Annotated in this window: 16 protein-coding genes; 11 read left to right on the top strand and 5 right to left on the bottom strand. The window is 42.5% G+C overall.

Features of this window, described 5'->3' with window-relative positions; translation table 11 throughout:
* Nucleotides 1-115 precede the first annotated feature (115 nt).
* The 4 genes from trpC to CDG61_RS17500 form a co-directional block, all read right to left on the bottom strand.
* Complete coding sequence (trpC, locus tag CDG61_RS12180; RefSeq protein WP_087549351.1) at nt 116-925, bottom strand: indole-3-glycerol phosphate synthase TrpC; 810 nt, start codon at nt 923-925, stop codon at nt 116-118.
* Nucleotides 926-941: 16 nt separating this feature from the next.
* A complete protein-coding gene (trpD, locus tag CDG61_RS12175; RefSeq protein ID WP_087549350.1) occupies nt 942-1,988 on the bottom strand; it encodes an anthranilate phosphoribosyltransferase in 1,047 nt (348 codons plus the stop codon).
* A gap of 17 nt (nt 1,989-2,005) precedes the next feature.
* Nucleotides 2,006-2,590 carry an anthranilate synthase component II gene (locus CDG61_RS12170; RefSeq protein ID WP_087511878.1) on the bottom strand — a complete coding sequence of 195 codons (585 nt, stop codon included), beginning with the start codon at nt 2,588-2,590 and terminating at the stop codon, nt 2,006-2,008.
* 471 nt (nt 2,591-3,061) lie between these two features.
* Complete coding sequence (locus CDG61_RS17500; protein ID WP_171405606.1) at nt 3,062-3,238, bottom strand: hypothetical protein; 177 nt, start codon at nt 3,236-3,238, stop codon at nt 3,062-3,064.
* Nucleotides 3,239-4,318: 1,080 nt separating this feature from the next.
* Between CDG61_RS17500 and glnA the strand changes: the two genes are divergently transcribed.
* The 3 genes from glnA to CDG61_RS12155 all read left to right on the top strand — a co-directional run bounded on the left by glnA (nt 4,319) and on the right by CDG61_RS12155 (nt 7,652).
* Nucleotides 4,319-5,734, top strand: coding sequence for a type I glutamate--ammonia ligase (gene glnA / locus CDG61_RS12165; protein ID WP_171405456.1), 1,416 nt, complete (start codon nt 4,319-4,321; stop codon nt 5,732-5,734).
* Between the two features lie 164 nt (nt 5,735-5,898).
* Nucleotides 5,899-6,177: a hypothetical protein gene (locus tag CDG61_RS12160; protein ID WP_087549349.1), complete on the top strand. Its 279-nt coding sequence runs from the start codon at nt 5,899-5,901 to the stop codon at nt 6,175-6,177.
* Nucleotides 6,178-6,470: 293 nt separating this feature from the next.
* Nucleotides 6,471-7,652, top strand: a complete 1,182-nt coding sequence (locus tag CDG61_RS12155) for a hypothetical protein (protein WP_087549348.1) — start codon at nt 6,471-6,473, stop codon at nt 7,650-7,652.
* 95 nt (nt 7,653-7,747) lie between these two features.
* Here CDG61_RS12155 and CDG61_RS12150 read toward each other — a convergent pair whose 3' ends face one another.
* Nucleotides 7,748-8,731, bottom strand: a complete 984-nt coding sequence (locus CDG61_RS12150; RefSeq protein ID WP_087511874.1) for a LysR family transcriptional regulator — start codon at nt 8,729-8,731, stop codon at nt 7,748-7,750.
* 624 nt (nt 8,732-9,355) lie between these two features.
* Between CDG61_RS12150 and CDG61_RS12140 the strand changes: the two genes are divergently transcribed.
* The 8 genes from CDG61_RS12140 (at nt 9,356) to ubiA (ending at nt 18,045) form a co-directional block, all read left to right on the top strand.
* A complete protein-coding gene (locus CDG61_RS12140) occupies nt 9,356-10,999 on the top strand; it encodes a BCCT family transporter (protein WP_228199575.1) in 1,644 nt (547 codons plus the stop codon).
* The gene (locus tag CDG61_RS12135) at nt 10,996-11,925 is read left to right on the top strand and encodes an alpha/beta hydrolase (RefSeq protein ID WP_087549345.1); all 930 of its coding nucleotides are present in this window, start codon (nt 10,996-10,998) and stop codon (nt 11,923-11,925) included. The genes CDG61_RS12140 and CDG61_RS12135 overlap by 4 nt, the downstream gene beginning before the upstream one ends.
* 58 nt (nt 11,926-11,983) lie before the next feature.
* Nucleotides 11,984-13,099, top strand: coding sequence for a carnitine monooxygenase subunit alpha (gene cntA, locus CDG61_RS12130; RefSeq protein ID WP_087549641.1), 1,116 nt, complete (start codon nt 11,984-11,986; stop codon nt 13,097-13,099).
* Nucleotides 13,100-13,179: 80 nt separating this feature from the next.
* Entirely contained in the window at nt 13,180-14,631 is a 1,452-nt protein-coding gene (locus CDG61_RS12125; protein WP_087549344.1) for an NAD-dependent succinate-semialdehyde dehydrogenase, read from the top strand.
* A 248-nt stretch (nt 14,632-14,879) separates the two neighbouring features.
* A complete protein-coding gene (gene cntB, locus CDG61_RS12120; RefSeq protein WP_087549343.1) occupies nt 14,880-15,839 on the top strand; it encodes a carnitine monooxygenase, reductase subunit CntB in 960 nt (319 codons plus the stop codon).
* A gap of 61 nt (nt 15,840-15,900) precedes the next feature.
* Nucleotides 15,901-16,551, top strand: a complete 651-nt coding sequence (locus CDG61_RS12115; protein ID WP_087549342.1) for a hypothetical protein — start codon at nt 15,901-15,903, stop codon at nt 16,549-16,551.
* Nucleotides 16,552-16,650: 99 nt separating this feature from the next.
* Nucleotides 16,651-17,160: a chorismate--pyruvate lyase family protein gene (locus CDG61_RS12110; RefSeq protein ID WP_087549341.1), complete on the top strand. Its 510-nt coding sequence runs from the start codon at nt 16,651-16,653 to the stop codon at nt 17,158-17,160.
* Nucleotides 17,161-17,166: 6 nt separating this feature from the next.
* Complete coding sequence (ubiA, locus tag CDG61_RS12105) at nt 17,167-18,045, top strand: 4-hydroxybenzoate octaprenyltransferase (protein WP_087549340.1); 879 nt, start codon at nt 17,167-17,169, stop codon at nt 18,043-18,045.
* The last annotated feature ends 362 nt before the right edge of the window (nt 18,046-18,407 follow it).

The following is an 18,407-nucleotide window of genomic DNA, read 5'->3' as shown; positions in this document are numbered from 1 at the left end:
GGTATATCTCTGTTTCCTGGTTATTTCAGGATATGACTGTTTATTTAAGCTGAAATTTTTAAATAAAAAAGCTCAGGATGTGTTCAGCCTGAGCTTTTTTATTGATGGAGCTGATTTATTTTACAGTTTCAGGCACACCAAACAATTCAGTAAACGCATGATCAGGGCGAGGCTGTTTCATAAAACTTTCACCAACCAGGAAGGCATGAATATCATGTTCCTGCATCCTGCGCACATCATCAGGTGTTGCAATGCCACTTTCCGTGATCAGTAAACGTGATGGATCAAGTAACTTTTTCAAACGGAATGATGTATCCAGATCAACATCAAAAGTTTTTAAGTTACGATTATTCACACCCAGCAAACAACGCTCAGAAAGGCGTAAAGCACGTTCAAGCTCATCTTCATCATGTACTTCCACAAGTACATCCAGATTTTGCTCAAAAGCAGTTTTTGACATTTCTTCAAGCTGCTGATCTGACAGGCAGGACACAATCAGTAAAATACAGTCTGCATGCAATGCACGAGCCTCAATGACCCCATAAGGATCAATCAGGAAGTCTTTACGCAAAGCAGGCAAGCTGCAGTGATTGCGTGCGATCTGAATGTTTTCATCTGCACCCTGGAAAAAATCAGTATCTGTCAAAACGGATAAACATGCAGCACCTGCCTGTTCATACTGTTCTGCAATTTCAGCAGGATTGAAGTTTTCACGAATGATGCCTTTGGAAGGAGATGCTTTTTTAATTTCAGCAATCACACCTGGGCGTTTACTTTGTAAAGACTGTGCAAAACCACGGACAGGCGTTGCAGCCTGAGCAAGTTCTTCCACATCTTTCAAACTGCGTTGCTTTAAACGTACAGCAAATTCTTCGTATTTACGGTCTACAATTTTACCTAAAATGGTATTGGCAATATCCACCATGATTTTTCCTTAATTCTTATGCTTCATACTGTTTCAGTGTTTTTGTGAACTCTGCCAGAACACCCATTTTTTCTAAAGCCTGTCCGCCATAGATAATGTCATGTGCCAGTGCCACGCCCTGTTTATAGCTGTTGGTCAACCCAGAAACATAGATGCCTGCGCCTGCATTTAAGGCAATCATATTGGCAGCTTTTTCACCTTTGGCAGATTTTTTCTTGCCTAAAGCATCCTGGATCAAAGCCAGGCTCTCAGCCGCGCTGTCTACAGACAGACCGGTCAATGTCTGAGATTCAATATCCACATCTTCGGGTTGAATCGTCCATTCAGTCACTTCACCATTTTTCAGCTCTGCAACATAGGTTGCAGAAGCCAGGCTGATTTCATCCAGTCCATCTCTGGAATGAACCACCATGACATGTTCAGCCCCTAACTGTTTCAGAACTTCTGCCATCGGTCGGCATAATTCACTGGAAAACACACCAATCACAAAACGACGCACTCCAGCCGGATTCGTAAGCGGGCCAAGTAAGTTGAAAATGCTGCGGAAACCTAATTCTTTACGGGGACCTGCAGCATATTTCATCGCTTTATGATGATTCGGTGCAAAGAGGAAGCCAACGCCCATTTCACGGATACAGCGTTCAGTCTGTTGCATATTCAGATCCAGGTTAATGCCAGCCTGCTCAAGCAGATCAGAAGAACCTGATTTTGAAGAAACGCCACGGTTACCATGTTTGGCAATGGTTGCACCTGCAGCTGCAATCACAAAAGAAGACGCTGTTGATACATTAAATAAGTTCTGACCGTCACCGCCAGTGCCCACAATATCAATCAGATAAGGAATATCACTGACATCAATCTTAATGGCAAATTCGCGCATTACACGCGCAGCAGCTGTGATCTCATCAATACTTTCACCTTTCAGGCGGAGTCCCATCATAAATGCACCAATCTGGGCATCTGTTGCTTCACCGCTCATGATGATGCGCATGACATCTTCCATTTGCGGCTGGGTCAGTTCAATGTTTTTAGTAATATTGTTTAACGCTTGTAAAATATCCATCAGTTTCACTGTGCCTGTTATGCGTAAATATCAAGAAAGTTTTTAAAGATCTGGTGACCATGCTGGCTTAAAATGGATTCAGGATGAAACTGCACACCTTCAACAGGCAGTGTCTTATGCTTTACACCCATAATTTCTTCCATAGAGCCATCAGCTTCATTGGTCCAGCAGGTGACTTCAAGGCATTCGGGAACAGTCGCCTGATCAATCACTAAAGAATGATAGCGCGTTGCTGAAAACGGAGAAGGAAGATTGCTGAATATGCCTTTATCACTATGATACATATCAGATAAACGACCATGCATCACAGTTCTGGCACGTACAATGTTGCCACCAAAAGCCTGACCAATTGCCTGATGTCCAAGGCAGACACCGAGCAGTGGAATTTTTCCTGCAAAATGCTGAATGGCAGGAATTGAAATTCCCGCTTCAGACGGAGAGCAGGGACCAGGCCCAATCACTAAATACTTAGGTTGCCATCGTTCAATATCTTCCAGAGTCACGGCATCATTACGGACAACTTTTACTTCCTGATTTAACTCGCCAAAATACTGGACGATGTTATAGGTAAAAGAGTCATAATTGTCGATCATGAGAAGCATACTTAGCATATCCCTTAGAAATTTATACATTTATTTTGTTTGTGAGTTTTAGTACCCGTGTCGTGATCCATGCTGGATGGAATGCCGGACAGGAACAAAATAAAAAGCCTGCCAGGTGCAGGCTACTTTATCAGAGTTTGTAACGCTTGTGATCACTTCATTGACATAACTGTTTAATCACTCCCTGTAATTGTATTTATAGCTTCAGTGACTTCAGCCAATTTTACTAGCATGCCATAAACAACTGGAGTGAAATATCATTTTTTAATATGACTGTTTGATTAAGCGATGTATGTATTGACTGAATATGCGAGGCGGGCTGGAATATACTGATGATGTTCAGGATAGTTGATACAGTGAAAATATAATATTCATAAATAAATATTTGAGAATGGTGGTGGAGTCTTCAGCTGAATATTGAAAAGGTATTTCAACCTGAATGAAATACCTTTATTTTAATGATCAGATGTTTTAAGCATCAGATTTTTTTTGTTCGCTGTTGTTGTTTTTTGAGTTTTCAACCGTCATATTCTGTGGTTCAGATGTGAAATCAAAACTTGGAATAATAGGCATTGCTAATGCTGAAACAGATGTGAATGGAGAGAGTATAATTAAAATTGCGAGTAATTTGCTTTTTGAACCGAACATAATATTGCCTTAAAATTTAATAAAAATATAAAAATCAGTCAGTTGACTTTTGTTAAATTTAATAATAATCAGGCTCTCTTTAATATCCCTGAAATTTGGTATTTGGCGATTTGTTGTGTAGTTATTAAGTCCAGTATGAAATATATTGACATGTATAGTTTTTTATCTTGTTGAATTAAAAATGATGTTTTTTATTTATTAACTGGTTTGTGGGGTTTTAGATTTTATGTGATCATAAGTTGTAGTAAAGGAATGTTTTTATGAGTTTAAAACTATTCTGAATTACGGTTTATTATTTAATAAAATATAATAAATAACAGTATATTGATGATTTTCTGACTGAAGGCTTTGTGGAATCTTCAGGATTAAAATGATCTGATGGTTGAGCAGACAGAGGTTGAATATAAGACTTTCAGTTCTGATTCGTTTTCATCATTGCTGAAAGGGTAGTATTTTTAATAATCAACTCACAGTGTAAATATCAGTGCTTTGTTGAACCTGTCGTTGCTTTCTGAATGATTTGACAGCATGACTGCTTTCATCCCATGAGTAACTGGGCTGTGTATCTCGTTAACCGTTCTATAATTTTCAAAAACAGCGGCATTTATATTGTGAAGAAGATGGGCACACAATAAGCATTTTGTACCTGGTTGAATGAACAGAAGGACCGGATCAATCAGGGTGATCGCTTATTCTTCAGTGTTGTAATAAGTGTTTAACAAGTGAACAGTGGCACCAGGATTATTATGGTGCATTTTTATGCGGGGTGGCGGAGAAAGTCATTTTAAAGGCTTTTCCTTTACGGAAATACATCAGAAAGACACTCGCAGACAAAGGGTATTGCACCAAATTGGTTCACTATATAGGGCATTTCCAATAAAAGTGAAAGAGAGTGTCTGAATATGGTGCATTTGCTATAGCACTCAGTATAATAGTACTAAAGAAAGGTAGACGAGTTGATGTTTCTGTATGAAAAATCAACATTTTAGCTTTGTTTTTAAAAGTTGGTACGGGAATTGCTTAATCACTACCAACTACTAACACGCACTTCGCGAGTGCAACAAAAAAACATCGGAGCAAATGAGCATGGCCAACAAAGTCCTTCAACTCATACAGGAAAGTGGCGCAAAATGGGTCGATTTTCGCTTTACTGACACCAAGGGTAAAGAGCAGCACGTAACTTACCCGGCGGACAGTATTGATGAAGATACTTTTGAAGACGGAAAAATGTTTGACGGTTCTTCAATTGCAGGTTGGAAAGGCATTGAAGCATCTGACATGATTTTACGTCCAGATGCTGAAACAGGTTTCATCGACCCGTTCTTTGCTGAACCTACAGTTGTTGTGACTTGTGATGTGATCGAACCATCAACAGGTCAGGGTTATGAACGTGACCCACGCTCTATTGCTCGCCGTGCAGAAGAATACCTGAAATCTACAGGTATCGGTGATACTGCATTCTTCGGTCCTGAACCAGAATTCTTCGTATTTGACGAAGTTAAATGGGACATCGACATGTCTGGCGCCCGCCATACACTGATCGCTGAAGAAGCTGCATGGTCAACAGGTAAAGACTACGAAGCAGGTAACTCTGGTCACCGTCCACGCGTTAAAGGCGGTTATTTCCCAGTACCACCAGTTGATTCTTCTCAGGATATGCGTGCAGATATGTGTGCAAAAATTGAAGATATCATGGGTCCTGGTCGTGTAGAAGTACATCACCACGAAGTTGCATCATGTCAGCTTGAAATTGGTGTGAGCTTCAACACGATGGTTCGTAAAGCGGACGAAGTACAGCAGTTTAAATATGCAGTATGGAACGTTGCGCACCAGTATGCGAAAACTGCAACCTTTATGCCTAAACCAATGGTTGGCGATAACGGTTCTGGTATGCACGTTCATATGTCTATCTCTAAAGATGGCAAGAACCTGTTTGCTGGTGATGAATATGCAGGTCTGTCAGAAATGGCACTGTACTTCATTGGCGGTGTGATCAAACACGCTCGTTCATTGAACGCAATTACTAACCCTTCTACGAACTCGTACAAGCGTTTAGTTCCGCATTTCGAAGCACCGATCATGCTTGCTTACTCAGCACGTAACCGTTCTGCTTCCATCCGTATTCCTTACGTTTCAAGCCCTAAAGGCAAGCGTATTGAAGCACGTTTCCCTGATCCAATGATGAACCCATACTTAGGTTTCGCTGCATTGCTGATGGCTGGTCTTGATGGTATCCAGAACAAGATCCACCCAGGTGAAGCTGCAGACAAAAACCTGTACGATCTTCCTCCTGAAGAAGAAGCAAAAATCCCGACTGTTGCACACAGCCTGGATATGGCGCTTGAAGCACTTGCAGCGGATCATGACTACCTGCTTAAAGGTGGCGTATTCACTAAAGATATGCTTGATGCGTACATTGAACTTAAAACTGAAGAAGTGCGTCGTCTGAACACGACTACTCACCCAGTTGAGTTTGACATGTACTACAGCCTGTAATTCTTTTTAGAATATAAGCCTGAAAGCCCGCTGAATGCGGGCTTTTTTTGTAGTTGATCATTGTGTAATGCATGGTGAAATATAGTTCTGGATAACAGTCATTATGAGGTTCTGTTTTTGTATTATGTACTGATAGAGTGGCATGCGTTTATGATCGGAGAAATATGTCAAAACCACGCAAAAAACATACGGGCTTTTTCCCCTGGATTGATGCTCAGGATCAGAGTAAAGGATTTAAACTGAATTTTTCGGAAGTGACTTATATGGAGCTGGGTCGGACTGTTGAGGGTTATAAACAGGCGCAGTTTATTGCCTTAAAAAATCCTGAGCTGGCACTGGATTTTGACTATCCTGAAATTTTTTATATCAGTGCAGAAGGTCTGATTTTAATTAAAACACCTCAGGGTAAATTTGAAACTGTAGCGAAAACCGACAATGCTTAAATACATCTCAGAGACTGAATTTTAATAAAACAGGTTCACTATGTGAGATAGTGATAAATAAAGTTGTGAGATGCCTGAAGGGCTGCTCAGCTTATTGTAAAAGAAGAACTTTTTAGATTTAAATGGCTGTGGATTGAAGGTGTCTGATTATTCTGTACAGATGAAATACCGAGCCTGATCGACTAAAGTCTAAAGATTAAACACATTTCGTAAAGCCTGAACCTCTGTTTATACGATTGATTCAACAGAGGAAATTCTTCATTTTGAACATCCTTTTGTCAGGGATGCTTAAAATGAAAAAGTCCTTAATATCGCTGTCCGTTATATCAGTACTGCTCAGTCCGGTTGCTTTTGCAGGAGGGCTGTCTGTAGGCAGTCCTGAAGCTCAGGCAGGACAGTTAAAACTGAATGGTGCAATCCGTACCCGCTATCAGCATAAAAATTTTGCAGATGATGCGAGTGAGGGTACAAACGGTGACTGGAAACTGGCTGATATTAAACTGGTACTGAATTATGAAAATCCGAACTGGCTGGGTTCGGTAGATGCACGCTGTTATCAGTATGACCGTCTCTGCGATGCCATTTTTCTGACCAATGCATGGGCAGGGTATAAAATCAGTGCTGAACAGAAACTGACAGCGGGTTTACAGCCTGTGGATTTTGGTTTTGGGCGTTTCTGGGGTAACAGTTATTACGAAACTTTATTTAATACACTGGGTTTTGAGGATGTGCATAACCTGGGACTTAAATATCAGTTTAAAAATAAAGATTATGACCTGAAACTGGGCTTTTACCCTGTAGATGGCGGTAATTTTAAAGGTACTTCAAAAGACTCCAGTCGTTACACAGGCAACTTTGTAAAAGCAGATGATCTGAGTGCAGGCACGGATATTGAAGAAAAAAATATGTGGGTTGCCCGTGCAGCACGTAAGTTTCAGTTGAATGAAGCTGAAAACTTCAATACAGAACTGGGTGCTTCCGCCTGGCTGTCAGAGCTTGAAAATAAAAAAACAGATCGGACTGGGCATAAAAATAACTGGAATGTGTTTGCAGTCACCAGTTATGACAGCTGGCAGTTGATGACACTGGCGGGTCAGCAGAAAATAAATAATAAAGATCTGGATATGCCTGAGAGTTCAACCATAGGTGCATTTGATTATCCATATCAGATTGCCAATGATGGTAAATATGCCATGGCAGAAGTGAACTATGCTGTGAAGCAGGATTTTCACGGGATCACGGGGATCAAACCTTATCTGTCCTACAGCCAGTTCTTTAAGGATGAAGCGGGTTATAAGGATTCAAACCGTGTAATCGCAGGTGTGGCATTTAACTACAAACAGGTTGGCGTACAGGCAGAGTATATCCTGTCCCGTAATGATGCCATGATTGGGGGTACTGCTGATGCGCTCGCACAGGGAGATAACAACAGCTGGAATAAGCTGATGTACCTTGCTGTCGGTTATTACTTTTAACACTTTGTCAGTATAAAGCAGCCAGGTCAGTGGTTTCGTTGACCTGGTTCAGAACACTAAGCAGTACATAGAGGCTGTTGAGATAAAAATAATAATTACAGGAAAACCTTTTCAGTCAGCAGACTTTCATTTGGGGTGATTTTCGGTAATGGCTGACCCCGTTCAAGTAAATTCAGATGGCTTAAACGGTTATTCAGTTCGGTCTGAATAAATACAATACAGGTTTTCAGCTTGGATGAACTTTTCAGGCGTGATGGATAGACTGCCCAGATATCTGCATCCTGCCAGAAATCAGTCAGAATATGCTGAAGTTTACCCGTTGCTATTTCTTCTGCAATATCCCATACAGAGCGCAGCATGATACCGTGCCCCTCAATTGCCAGTTCCTTGATAATGTCACCGTTGTTGGAAATGATACGTCCATTGACCCGGGTGGAGGATTCATCGTGATAATTACGAAGTTTCCATAAACCAGCCGGCTGATCGCGTTCGCTGACCACCAGACAGTCATAGTTTTCCAGGTCATCCAGTGAGTCGGGTTCACCAAACTTCTGAATATAAGCAGGGGAAGCACACAGAATCCGATAATTGGACAGCAGCTTCTTGGCAATCATGTTGGGTGCAATGTCATTGCCGATACGGATATCCAGATCAATGCCATGCTGAATAAGATCAAGCGTATGGTCAATGGTATCAAACTGAATTTCAAGTTTTGGGAATAAATTCATTAACTTAGAGAGAATTGGTGCGACATACTGACGCCCGAATCCGAAACTGCTGACAATGTCAATTCGACCTGTGGGTGTATTCTGGGGATTGTTCACCAGTTCACTCAATTCATCGAACTCATTGAGGATGTTGGCGACTCGCTCCAGAATCAGTTTTCCATCTTCAGTCAGGCTGACATGACGGGTACTCCGGTTGAACAGAGTGCAGCTGAGATTGTTCTCTAAGATATTGATTCGCTTACTGACATAAGCAGGAGACGAACCCAGTTCATCTGCGGAAGCTACAAAACTTTTGCGTTTTGCCACTACACAGAAAACCTTTAAATCTGACAGGTTTGGTAGATTATTCACGATCTGTGTCCATGGGGAAAATGGTTAACTTATTGATCATTTATGCCCGAAAAAGCATCTTAGTCACTGTTAAGGAAACCGAAAGATGTGTATCGGAGCTTGATAAGCCGGGAATACAGAGTCGTAGATTTTGCCTGAAATGGTGTAATGCGATGTTTGTACCACAAGGTTCAAAGGTAGTAAAGGCAGTGTCACTAAAGTATGACTACAGATCATTCTCTGAAAGCTTACTGATGTAGAACAGCTCAGCCACCCAGGAATTTCTTCCTGCACATCTTTTTAAATTACTGCCTGGCAGAACGGCAAAATATACCGGTTCAGCCTTGGGTAAATATCGACCTTGATCATTGTCTGTCAAGCAGTGAGAGAGAGAATTCAGTGACAGGGACGGGCTTTCGGACTGTGTGAAAACAGGATCTGAAAGTGTCTGGAGCAGGGTTTTACCGGGTGATTCATCGGGTATGAAACTGTTTCTGACCGTATGAACAGTACAGCTTTTTAAGGGGTAATTGCGGCTGGATATCAATTCAGGCAATTGGTGTACTGATCGGAGATGCGCTGTGATCTGTCATTCTGGAACTGATCCGTATGTGGTCAAGTTTCATAAATTAAGGATTTATGGATATGGATGGTAGTAACTCAAATGTAAAGCTGGATAAGGTGCTGACGATCAGCAGTCTGGCAGTTGTATTTAGTTCTGTCCTCGCACTGGCGATATATTCGAAAGAATCCATCGCCTTTGCAGAAAAACTGCTGTACTGGAGTACATCAATTTTTTCAGCACCAGTTTTGCTTTTCGGTTTTTTTGCCTGCCTGTTTGTAGTCGGGTTGGCATTCAGTAAATATGGACATATTAAATTAGGTGAGGGAAAGCCTGAATACAGTACGCCATCATGGATTTTCATGTTTATTCTGGCGGGTCTGGGGTCTTCCACACTGTACTGGGGTTTTCTCGACTGGGCTTATTACTATCAGACACCTGGTTTAAATATTGCTCCGAATACACCTGAAGCACTGAAGTACAGTGTTCCTTACTCAATGTTCCACTGGAGTTTCAGTGCGTGGTCCATTTATGCACTGGCATCCATTCCAGTGTGTTACAGCTTTCATGTACGCAAAAACAAAGGTTTGAGCCTGGCTTCAATTATTGAAGCTGTGACTGGTTTCAAAGCAACGGGCATTGTGGGACGTACAGTGGATCTGCTGTTCCTGCTGTGTATGTTCGGTGCGCTGACCATTTCACTGGTACTGACTGCAATTACATTCACCAATATTCTGTCATCGCTGACTGGTATTCCAAACACCTTTATGACCAATGTCATTATTGTTGTGTCGGTATCGGTACTGTTCGCTCTGAGTTCATATGTCGGTATGGATAAAGGGATGCAGCGTCTGAGTCAGATGGTGTGTTATGGCGTTGTTGCTTATGCCGTTTATATTTTCATTTTTGGTCCAACACATTTCATTCTGAACAACACCATCAGCAGTGTGGGAACCATGTTCTCCAGTTTTGTGGCAATGAGTCTGTACACAGACCCAATGGGCGACGGCAAATTTACCCGTGAATGGACGGTGTTCTACTGGCTGTGGTGGACGTCATATGCACCGGGTGTTGCACTGTTTGTAACACGTGTGTCCAAAGGTCGTACGATCCGTGAAGTACTGATGGCGATGGTGCTGGGTGGCAGTATCGGTATGTGGTTCTTTATGGGGATCTTTGAGAACTTCAGTGTTTATCACTTCATGAACAACATCATTGATGTTCCACATATTCTGAGTACTCAGGGTGGTGAAGTTGCGATTGCACAGCTGCTGAACATGCTGCCTGCGGGAACAGTGATGATGTGGGTTTTCCTGATCATTATGGTGATTTTCCTTGCAGCACATATGGATGCAGTGGGTTATGCCGTTTCTGCAACCTGTTCACAGAACCTGGCTGAAGGGCAGGACCCATCCCGTAATATCCGTCTGTTCTGGTGTGTCATGCTGACCCTGGTTCCACTGGCCATGATTTTCTCCAAAGCACCACTGGACACTATGAAAGCAGCAACAGTTGTCTGTGCACTGCCATTTATTGTGATTATCCTGGTGCAGACCTTCGGTCTGGTGAAATGGCTGAAACAGGACTATGCAACCTTGCCATCACACATGATTGAACAGGGTGAGATCAGTGCTGCGCTGAAAGAGCTTCAGGAAAAAAATGAAAGCGTTATTCAGCAGGTACTGAGTACTGACATTAATTCTGAAAAAGAAGGTAAATCGGTATGAATGCAAATTCAGAAGTCGTTTTGACCGAAGACATGCAGATGTTTGACTACTGGAGCCAGGTGTACAGCCCGGCAGACAGACATATTGACTCTTTGCGTGCGGCTTATGATGCATTTCTGCAACATTACACTTTACCTCGTACTGAGCAGATGGAAGTTGAAGACTTTGATCTTAAGCTCAGTACACATGAGGTTTCCATGCGGGTGTTCAATCCCGCCCAGCCTGCACCTTCGCAAGGCTGGAAATGGATTTTTTATGTCCATGGTGGCGGTAATGTTGTTGGGGGTGCTGACTCACACGAATATATTGCTCGACAGCTGTCCCGTGATCTGAACCTGAAAGTGTTCCTGGTGGAATACGGTCTGTTTCCAGAGTTCTCATGGCAGCAGGGACTGACAGACTGTATGGAAGCTTACCAGCAGATCCGTACAGATGCTGCACAGTGGCAGATTCAGGCAGATGAATCTGTGATTGCGGCTGATGCTTCTGGATGTTCAATTGCGCTGAGCATGCAGCAGCAGCTGGCAGCACAGCAGACAGATATCAAAGCCATGACACTGTTTTTCCCGACATTTACATCTGAACAGACATCGGTTGCGGTGAACAGTCTGGTGTATCAGGTAGAGCAGCAGGCATTGGTACAGCAATGGTTTGAACCATCAGCGCTGTCTGTTGAAGACTCAAGAACTGTTCCTGCACTTGCTCAGGTTTCTGTGCAGACTTTCGTTGCAGTTGCTGAAGCTGATGACTTTAAAGCAGCCACTCAGGCTTTGCTGGATCAGCTGAAGCAGAACAATACCCCGTTTGAAACCGTGACAGCCCAGGGGCTTCGTGGCAGTTGTCTGCCATTGATGCGGGATTGTCCTGAAACTGCGGCGGTTTATGAAGCAGCGGTCAATTTTATTTCTCATCAACTGAATAATTAATAAATTTTCAATTTTAAAGGAGCAGCTTACTGTGAACTCACTTGAGAAAATTCCACACGTGGAAGAAACAGAGAAATTACCTGAGAACTTCTGTCAGGATCCAGATAATGCCTGGACTGTGCCAAAAGTTTTCTATACATCTAAAAGCGTTTTTGAGCGCGAAAAAGATGAAATCTTTGCAAAAAGCTGGATTGCGGTAGGTCACTGCAGTGAAGTTGCAACACCTAACCAGTATTTCACCCGTAAAGTGATCGGTGAAAACATTATTGTTATCCGTGGCAAAGACAGCGTGTTACGTGCGTTCTATAACGTATGTCCACACCGTGGTCACGAGCTGATGACAGGTGCAGGAAAATCCAAAAACGTGATTACCTGCCCATACCATGCATGGACATTCAAACTGGACGGTTCACTGGCACTGGCGCGTAACTGTGAAAACGTGGCAAATTTTGATAAAGAAAATTCAAACCTTGTGTCACTCAAAGTTGAAGAACATGCAGGTTTCATTTTCATTAACATGGACCCTGAAGCGACCTGTGTAGCTGATCAGTTACCCGGCTTTGCTGAAAAACTGGGTGAAGCATGTAAAGTTGTGAAAGACCTGAAACTGGCTGCACGTTTTGTAACGGATACACCTGCAAACTGGAAAGTGATTGTAGATAACTATCAGGAATGCTACCACTGTGGTCCAGCTCACCCGGGCTTTGCTGACTCTGTTCAGGTGGACAAATACTGGCACACCATTCATGAAAACTGGACGCTTCAGTTCGGTCATGCACGTTCTTCTGAAAAGTCGTTCAAACTTGATCCTTCAATCAAAGATCCATCATTCAGTGGTTTCTGGACCTGGCCAAGCACCATGTTCAACGTACCACCAGGTGGCGACTTCATGACTGCCATCTATGAGTTCCCTGTAGATGAAGAAACAACACTTCAGCACTATGACATCTACTTCTTAAATGAAGAGCTGACTCAGGAACAGAAAGATCTGATCGAATGGTACAAGCATGTATTCCGTCCTGAAGATTTAAACCTGGTTGAAAGTGTACAGCGTGGTCTGAAATCACGTGGTTACCGTGGTCAGGGTCGTATCATGACTGATCAGCAGCGTTCTGGTATTTCTGAGCATGGTATTGCTTACTTCCAGAGTCTTGTTGCGAAGTATCACCAGTAATCGGGTCAACAATATTTCAGATCAGGGATGAGCCCATTCTCATCCCTTGTCTGATTCAGCCAACAGAGTAGGATTAAAAGATGCTTGATTTACAGGATAACGATTTATTTCAACAACACGCTTTCATTGATGGTCAATGGGTCAATGCTCAGGATCAGGACAGCGTTATTGTCACTAACCCTGCAACTGATGAAGAAATCGGTTCAATTCCAAATATGGGACAGGCAGAAGCACTGGAAGCCGTTGAAAGCTCATATCGTGCTTTACAATCATGGAAAGCATTGACAGCACAGCAACGTGCTGACCTGCTGCTGGCATGGCACAGATTAACCCTGGATAATGCAGAAGATTTAGCCCGCATTATGACTGTTGAGCAAGGTAAACCGCTTGCTGAAGCACTGGGCGAAGTCAGATATGCAGCATCATTCATTCAGTGGTTTGCCGAAGAAGGCAAACGTGTTTATGGTGATGTGATTCCAACCACCAACGCAGGTCAGCGTTTCCTGGTGACCCGTGAACCTGTGGGTGTTGTTGCAGCGATCACACCATGGAACTTCCCACTGGCAATGATTACCCGTAAAGCAGCTCCTGCACTTGCAGCAGGCTGTACCATTGTCATTAAACCTGCCAATGAAACACCGTACTGTGCGCTTGCGATTGCAAAACTTGCTGAAAAAGCAGGTATCCCTAAAGGTGTGATTAACGTTGTGACCGGTAAATCTGCGGAAATCGGTTCAGTATTTACATCGCACGAAAAAGTGAAAAAACTGACATTTACAGGTTCTACGCCTGTCGGTCGTTTACTGATGCAGCAGTGTGCGCCAACCATTAAAAAACTGGCACTTGAGCTGGGTGGTAATGCACCACTGATCGTATTTGAAGATGCGGACCTGGACAAAGCAGTACAGGGTGCAATGCTGGCAAAATACCGCAATGCAGGTCAGACCTGTGTCTGCGCAAACCGTATTTATGTACATAAAAATGTCTATGCAGCATTTACCGAAAAATTCGTTTCAGCAGTAAAAGCACTGAAAGTCGGCAATGGTCTGGACGAAGGCACTCAGATCGGTCCTTTAATCAATGATAAAGCGATTGTAAAAGCTCAGAAACTGATTGATGACGCATGTGCTAAAGGCGCATCGGTTGCCTGTGGCGGTCAGCGTCATGCACTGGGTTACAGCTTCTTTGAGCCGACTGTACTGACCAATGTTGATCAGTCCATGGAAATTGTAGATGAAGAAATCTTTGGACCAGTTGCTCCACTGATTGCTTTTGAAACAGATGAAGAAGTGATTGCTCAGGCAAATGACACCATCTTCGGTCTGGCTGCTTATGTCTACACTGAAAATATCTCCCGCATTTTCAAAGTGTCTGAACAGCTTGAATATGGCATGGTCGGCATGAACTCAACTGCCATCTCCAACGAAGTTGTACCTTTCGGTGGTGTGAAGCAGTCAGGTGTTGGACGTGAAGGCTCTAAATATGGTCTGGAAGAGTTTATGACCATTAAATATTTATGTCTTGGTGTCTGATACAGACCACTGATACCCGAATGCCATTACAGCTGCTTGAAGCAGAATGATTCTGGCAGATTGATAAGGGCATGGTTTCAGCTGTTTTTACAGATTGAGAAGCAGCTGAAACCCGTGTTTAACCTATTTTTTCTGAGCCTTTATAAAGAGACTTCACCGAGGCAAAGCCTTCTGTGCAATGAGCAGAAGCAAATTCATTGTGAATGTTTCAAAGCAGGCTCAGTCTTATTCCATAGCAGGATTCCAGGATGACTGACAGTTATCAAATGTTCCCTTCCGTTGTAACAGCAGTGGAACAACTGACGCCACTGATTAAACGCTTTACATTCAAGCGTAAGGACGGCGAAAATTTCCCTGAATTTACAGGTGGAAGCCATATTATTGTCAAAATGAGTGACAGGCTTTCAAATGCATATTCACTGATGAGTAATGCGCAGGATCTATCCACCTATCAGGTCTGTGTACGTAAAGATGTGGAAGGTAAAGGTGGTTCTGTATTTATGCATGATCACTGTACTGAAGATTTCACACTTGAAATTTCTTCACCTAAGAACCTGTTTGAACTTGCACCAACAGGTGAAAAACACATCCTGATTGCGGGTGGTATCGGTATTACACCATTCCTGCCACAGATGGATGAACTGGCTGCCCGTGGAGCAGCTTATGAACTGCATTATGCTTTCCGTTCTCCTGAACATGCAGCACTGCTTGAAGACTTAAAACAGGGTTCTCATGGTGCAAATGTTTTTACTTATATTGACAGCGAAGGCAGTAAACTGGATCTGAATGCACTGATTGGCAGCCAGCCACAGGGTACTCATGTTTATGTCTGTGGTCCAAAACCAATGATTGATGCGGTTGTGGATACCTGTAACCAGAACCGTATGCGTGATGAATATATTCACTGGGAACAGTTTGCATCCAGTGCACCAGAAAATGGTGAAGCATTTACTGTCATTCTTGCAAAATCAGGGCAACGCATTGAAGTCATGGCGGATCAGACCATTCTTCAGGCGATTGAATCACTGAATGTAGATGTTGAATGTCTGTGCCGTGAAGGTGTATGTGGAACGTGTGAAACAGCGATTTTACAGGGCGAAGCAGAGCATTTTGACCAGTACCTGGATGATGATGAAAAAGCATCTCAGCAAAGCATGATGATCTGTGTATCCCGTGCAAAAGGTAAGGAAATTACACTGGATCTGTAAAAGGTCTCCTTTGGCAATCGGGTGCAGACCCGATTGCATTTTTATTTCAGGCAGGGAAGTGATGAATATTCTTTTTGAACCCGGTCAGTTTGCCTCAAGGAATCAGTCTCTGCTGAACAGACTGAATGAGCTGGATGATATGATGCGTAAATTAAAAGCATCGTCCAGGTCAGTCAAATATCAGCAGATAGAAGCATTTCTGTCTGAAATGATCAGATTACATGGTCATGATATAAAAAATGATTACTACATAAAAATAGAATTTATCACCAGGCTGACTCAGCTGGCAGAGCATAAAACACTGTCTGAAAAACTGAAAAAAAACTGGGATGAGATTTATCATTTTTTTGTTGAAAAATTTTCCATACAGCAGAAGCAGGAAATCTGCCTGTTTTTCCTGATTCAGTATAAACAGATTGTGAGTGACCTGCAGAATGCCAACAGGCTGCATGTGGAACAGCTGTTTGATGTGGAAAAATACAGTTACCTCTATCAGAAATTTCAGGGCTTACCGAAACTGCAGTTAAACGATGCGGACATTCAGCAGCTTGAACAGAAATACAATGAGGTGCTGATCCGTCAGCTGGCAAATTCATGTATACGTTTCCGACTGATTCATGAAGACTGCTATTATCTGGAAAAAATTGTCACCAATATTTTATTAAGCCGATTAAAAAAAACTGCACTCTGTTTCAGTCGGATTTATGGCTGAAAGACTTCCTTTGCAGGAATCTGTTGAAAAAACAGAAAATGGTCTGAGCATCGTGGCAATTTCAGTTACACTAAAGCCTGTTTTTGAAGGTGGTGTAATATGCGCAAGACTCAGACATGGCAAAGACAGGATCAATCCATTCATCCTGAACTGAAATCATGGCTGTACGCATCGGGCTCACTGACCCGACAGCTGACTGAACTGGCTGGTGGTGTTTTCTGGGTTCAGCCCTTAAAAGAATATTTTCAGCGTCTGAATTTTAATGACAGCCAATGGATGAAAATGCCATACCGGCACACCTCGTGGGTCAGGGACTGCTATCTGTATGGCAGTGATGAACAACCCTGGGTCAAAGCCAGAAGCATTTTTCCCATTCTGAGTTTACAGGGCAGAGCGAGACTGTTTCAGCATATCGGCAGTAAGCCCATAGGCTGGTATCTGTTTCAGCGCACTGAACCGGTCTGTGAACGCCGTGTCATCTGGCTCGAAGACGGCTGGACACGACAGAGCTGTTATACCTGGCACGGATGTAAATTTATTGTGCAGGAAACATTTTTACCCGCCTTCGAACAGTTTCTGAATACCCAGACTCAACAGACACATGGTTGATATGTCATGACTACACTGCAAGTGACCACCTGGCGTCAGCGCCTGGAAGCCTATTATTATCTTTGTCGCTTTGACAAACCTGTAGGTACTGAACTGGTACTGTGGCCTACCATGTGGGCATTATGGATTGCAGCCGAAGGTATCCCAGATCTGACCACATTTATTGCCATGCTGCTGGGAACCATTTTTATGCGGGCAGCGGGCTGTGCCATCAATGATTTTGCCGACCGTAAAGTCGATGCCCATGTTGAAAGAACCAAAGACAGACCGCTGGCAACAGGTGTGATTTCAGCAAAAGAAGCCGTCTGGGTCTTTATTGCACTGGTTGCAGCCAGCACATGCACACTGTTTTTTCTCCCGATTGCGACCTTTTACTGCGCACTTGCAGGACTGGTGCTGGCATTTATTTATCCATTCATGAAACGCTACACGCATCTGCCTCAGGTGGTGCTGGGCATGGCATTTTCATGGGGGATTCCGATGTCATTTACAGCAATGGGTAAACCGCTGGATTTAACCTGCTGGCTTTTATATTTTGGAAATCTGGCATGGACAGTGGCGTATGACACACAGTACGCCATTACAGACAGAGAGTATGATCTGAAAATTGGGGTTAAATCCACAGCCATTCTTTTTGGAAAATATGATATTCAGATTATTTCACTGTTGCAGGCAATCAGTGTGCTGTTGATTGGTTTATCCATGTATCGGGCTGAAATTCTGTTTCCGTATGGTTTCATTGCATTACTGATCGTCGTGGTAGATTTTATTTTCCAGTGGACGAAAACCAGAAAGAAAGATCCACAGCTGTGTTTCTGGGCATTCAGGCACAACAGATGGGTCGGAATTATTATATTTATCGGTATTTTTATTGCTCTCTTATAGTTTTTGAATGAAAAGCAGTCCTGGAAAAGGGCTGCTTTTTTATAAAAATAACAGGCACAATTTAATTAAACTTAAGATACAAAAAATAACAGCTTTTTTTTGAATATTAAATAATCATTTTTGTGGATTTGAATGAAATATTATAAAAATACAAAATGTGATTTGTATCACACTATTATGCTATCTGATAGGGTAAGTCATTAAAAAATTAAATTAATCTGATGTTTATTGATCAAAAGGCTGTACTTTTAATAAAACATTTATAGAATATTCTTAGAGAAAAACTGCACACAAAAAGTGCGATTAATGGTACATTAGTGTAATAATTTGTGATTTTTATTCTGTTTTTGTAATTTTTAAAA

Origin of the sequence: Acinetobacter sp. WCHAc010052 (assembly GCF_002165295.2) — a bacterium.
GTDB lineage: Bacteria > Pseudomonadota > Gammaproteobacteria > Pseudomonadales > Moraxellaceae > Acinetobacter > Acinetobacter chinensis.
The sequence above is the reverse complement of the archived record's forward strand: the minus strand, read 5'-3'. Positions and strand labels throughout refer to the sequence as shown.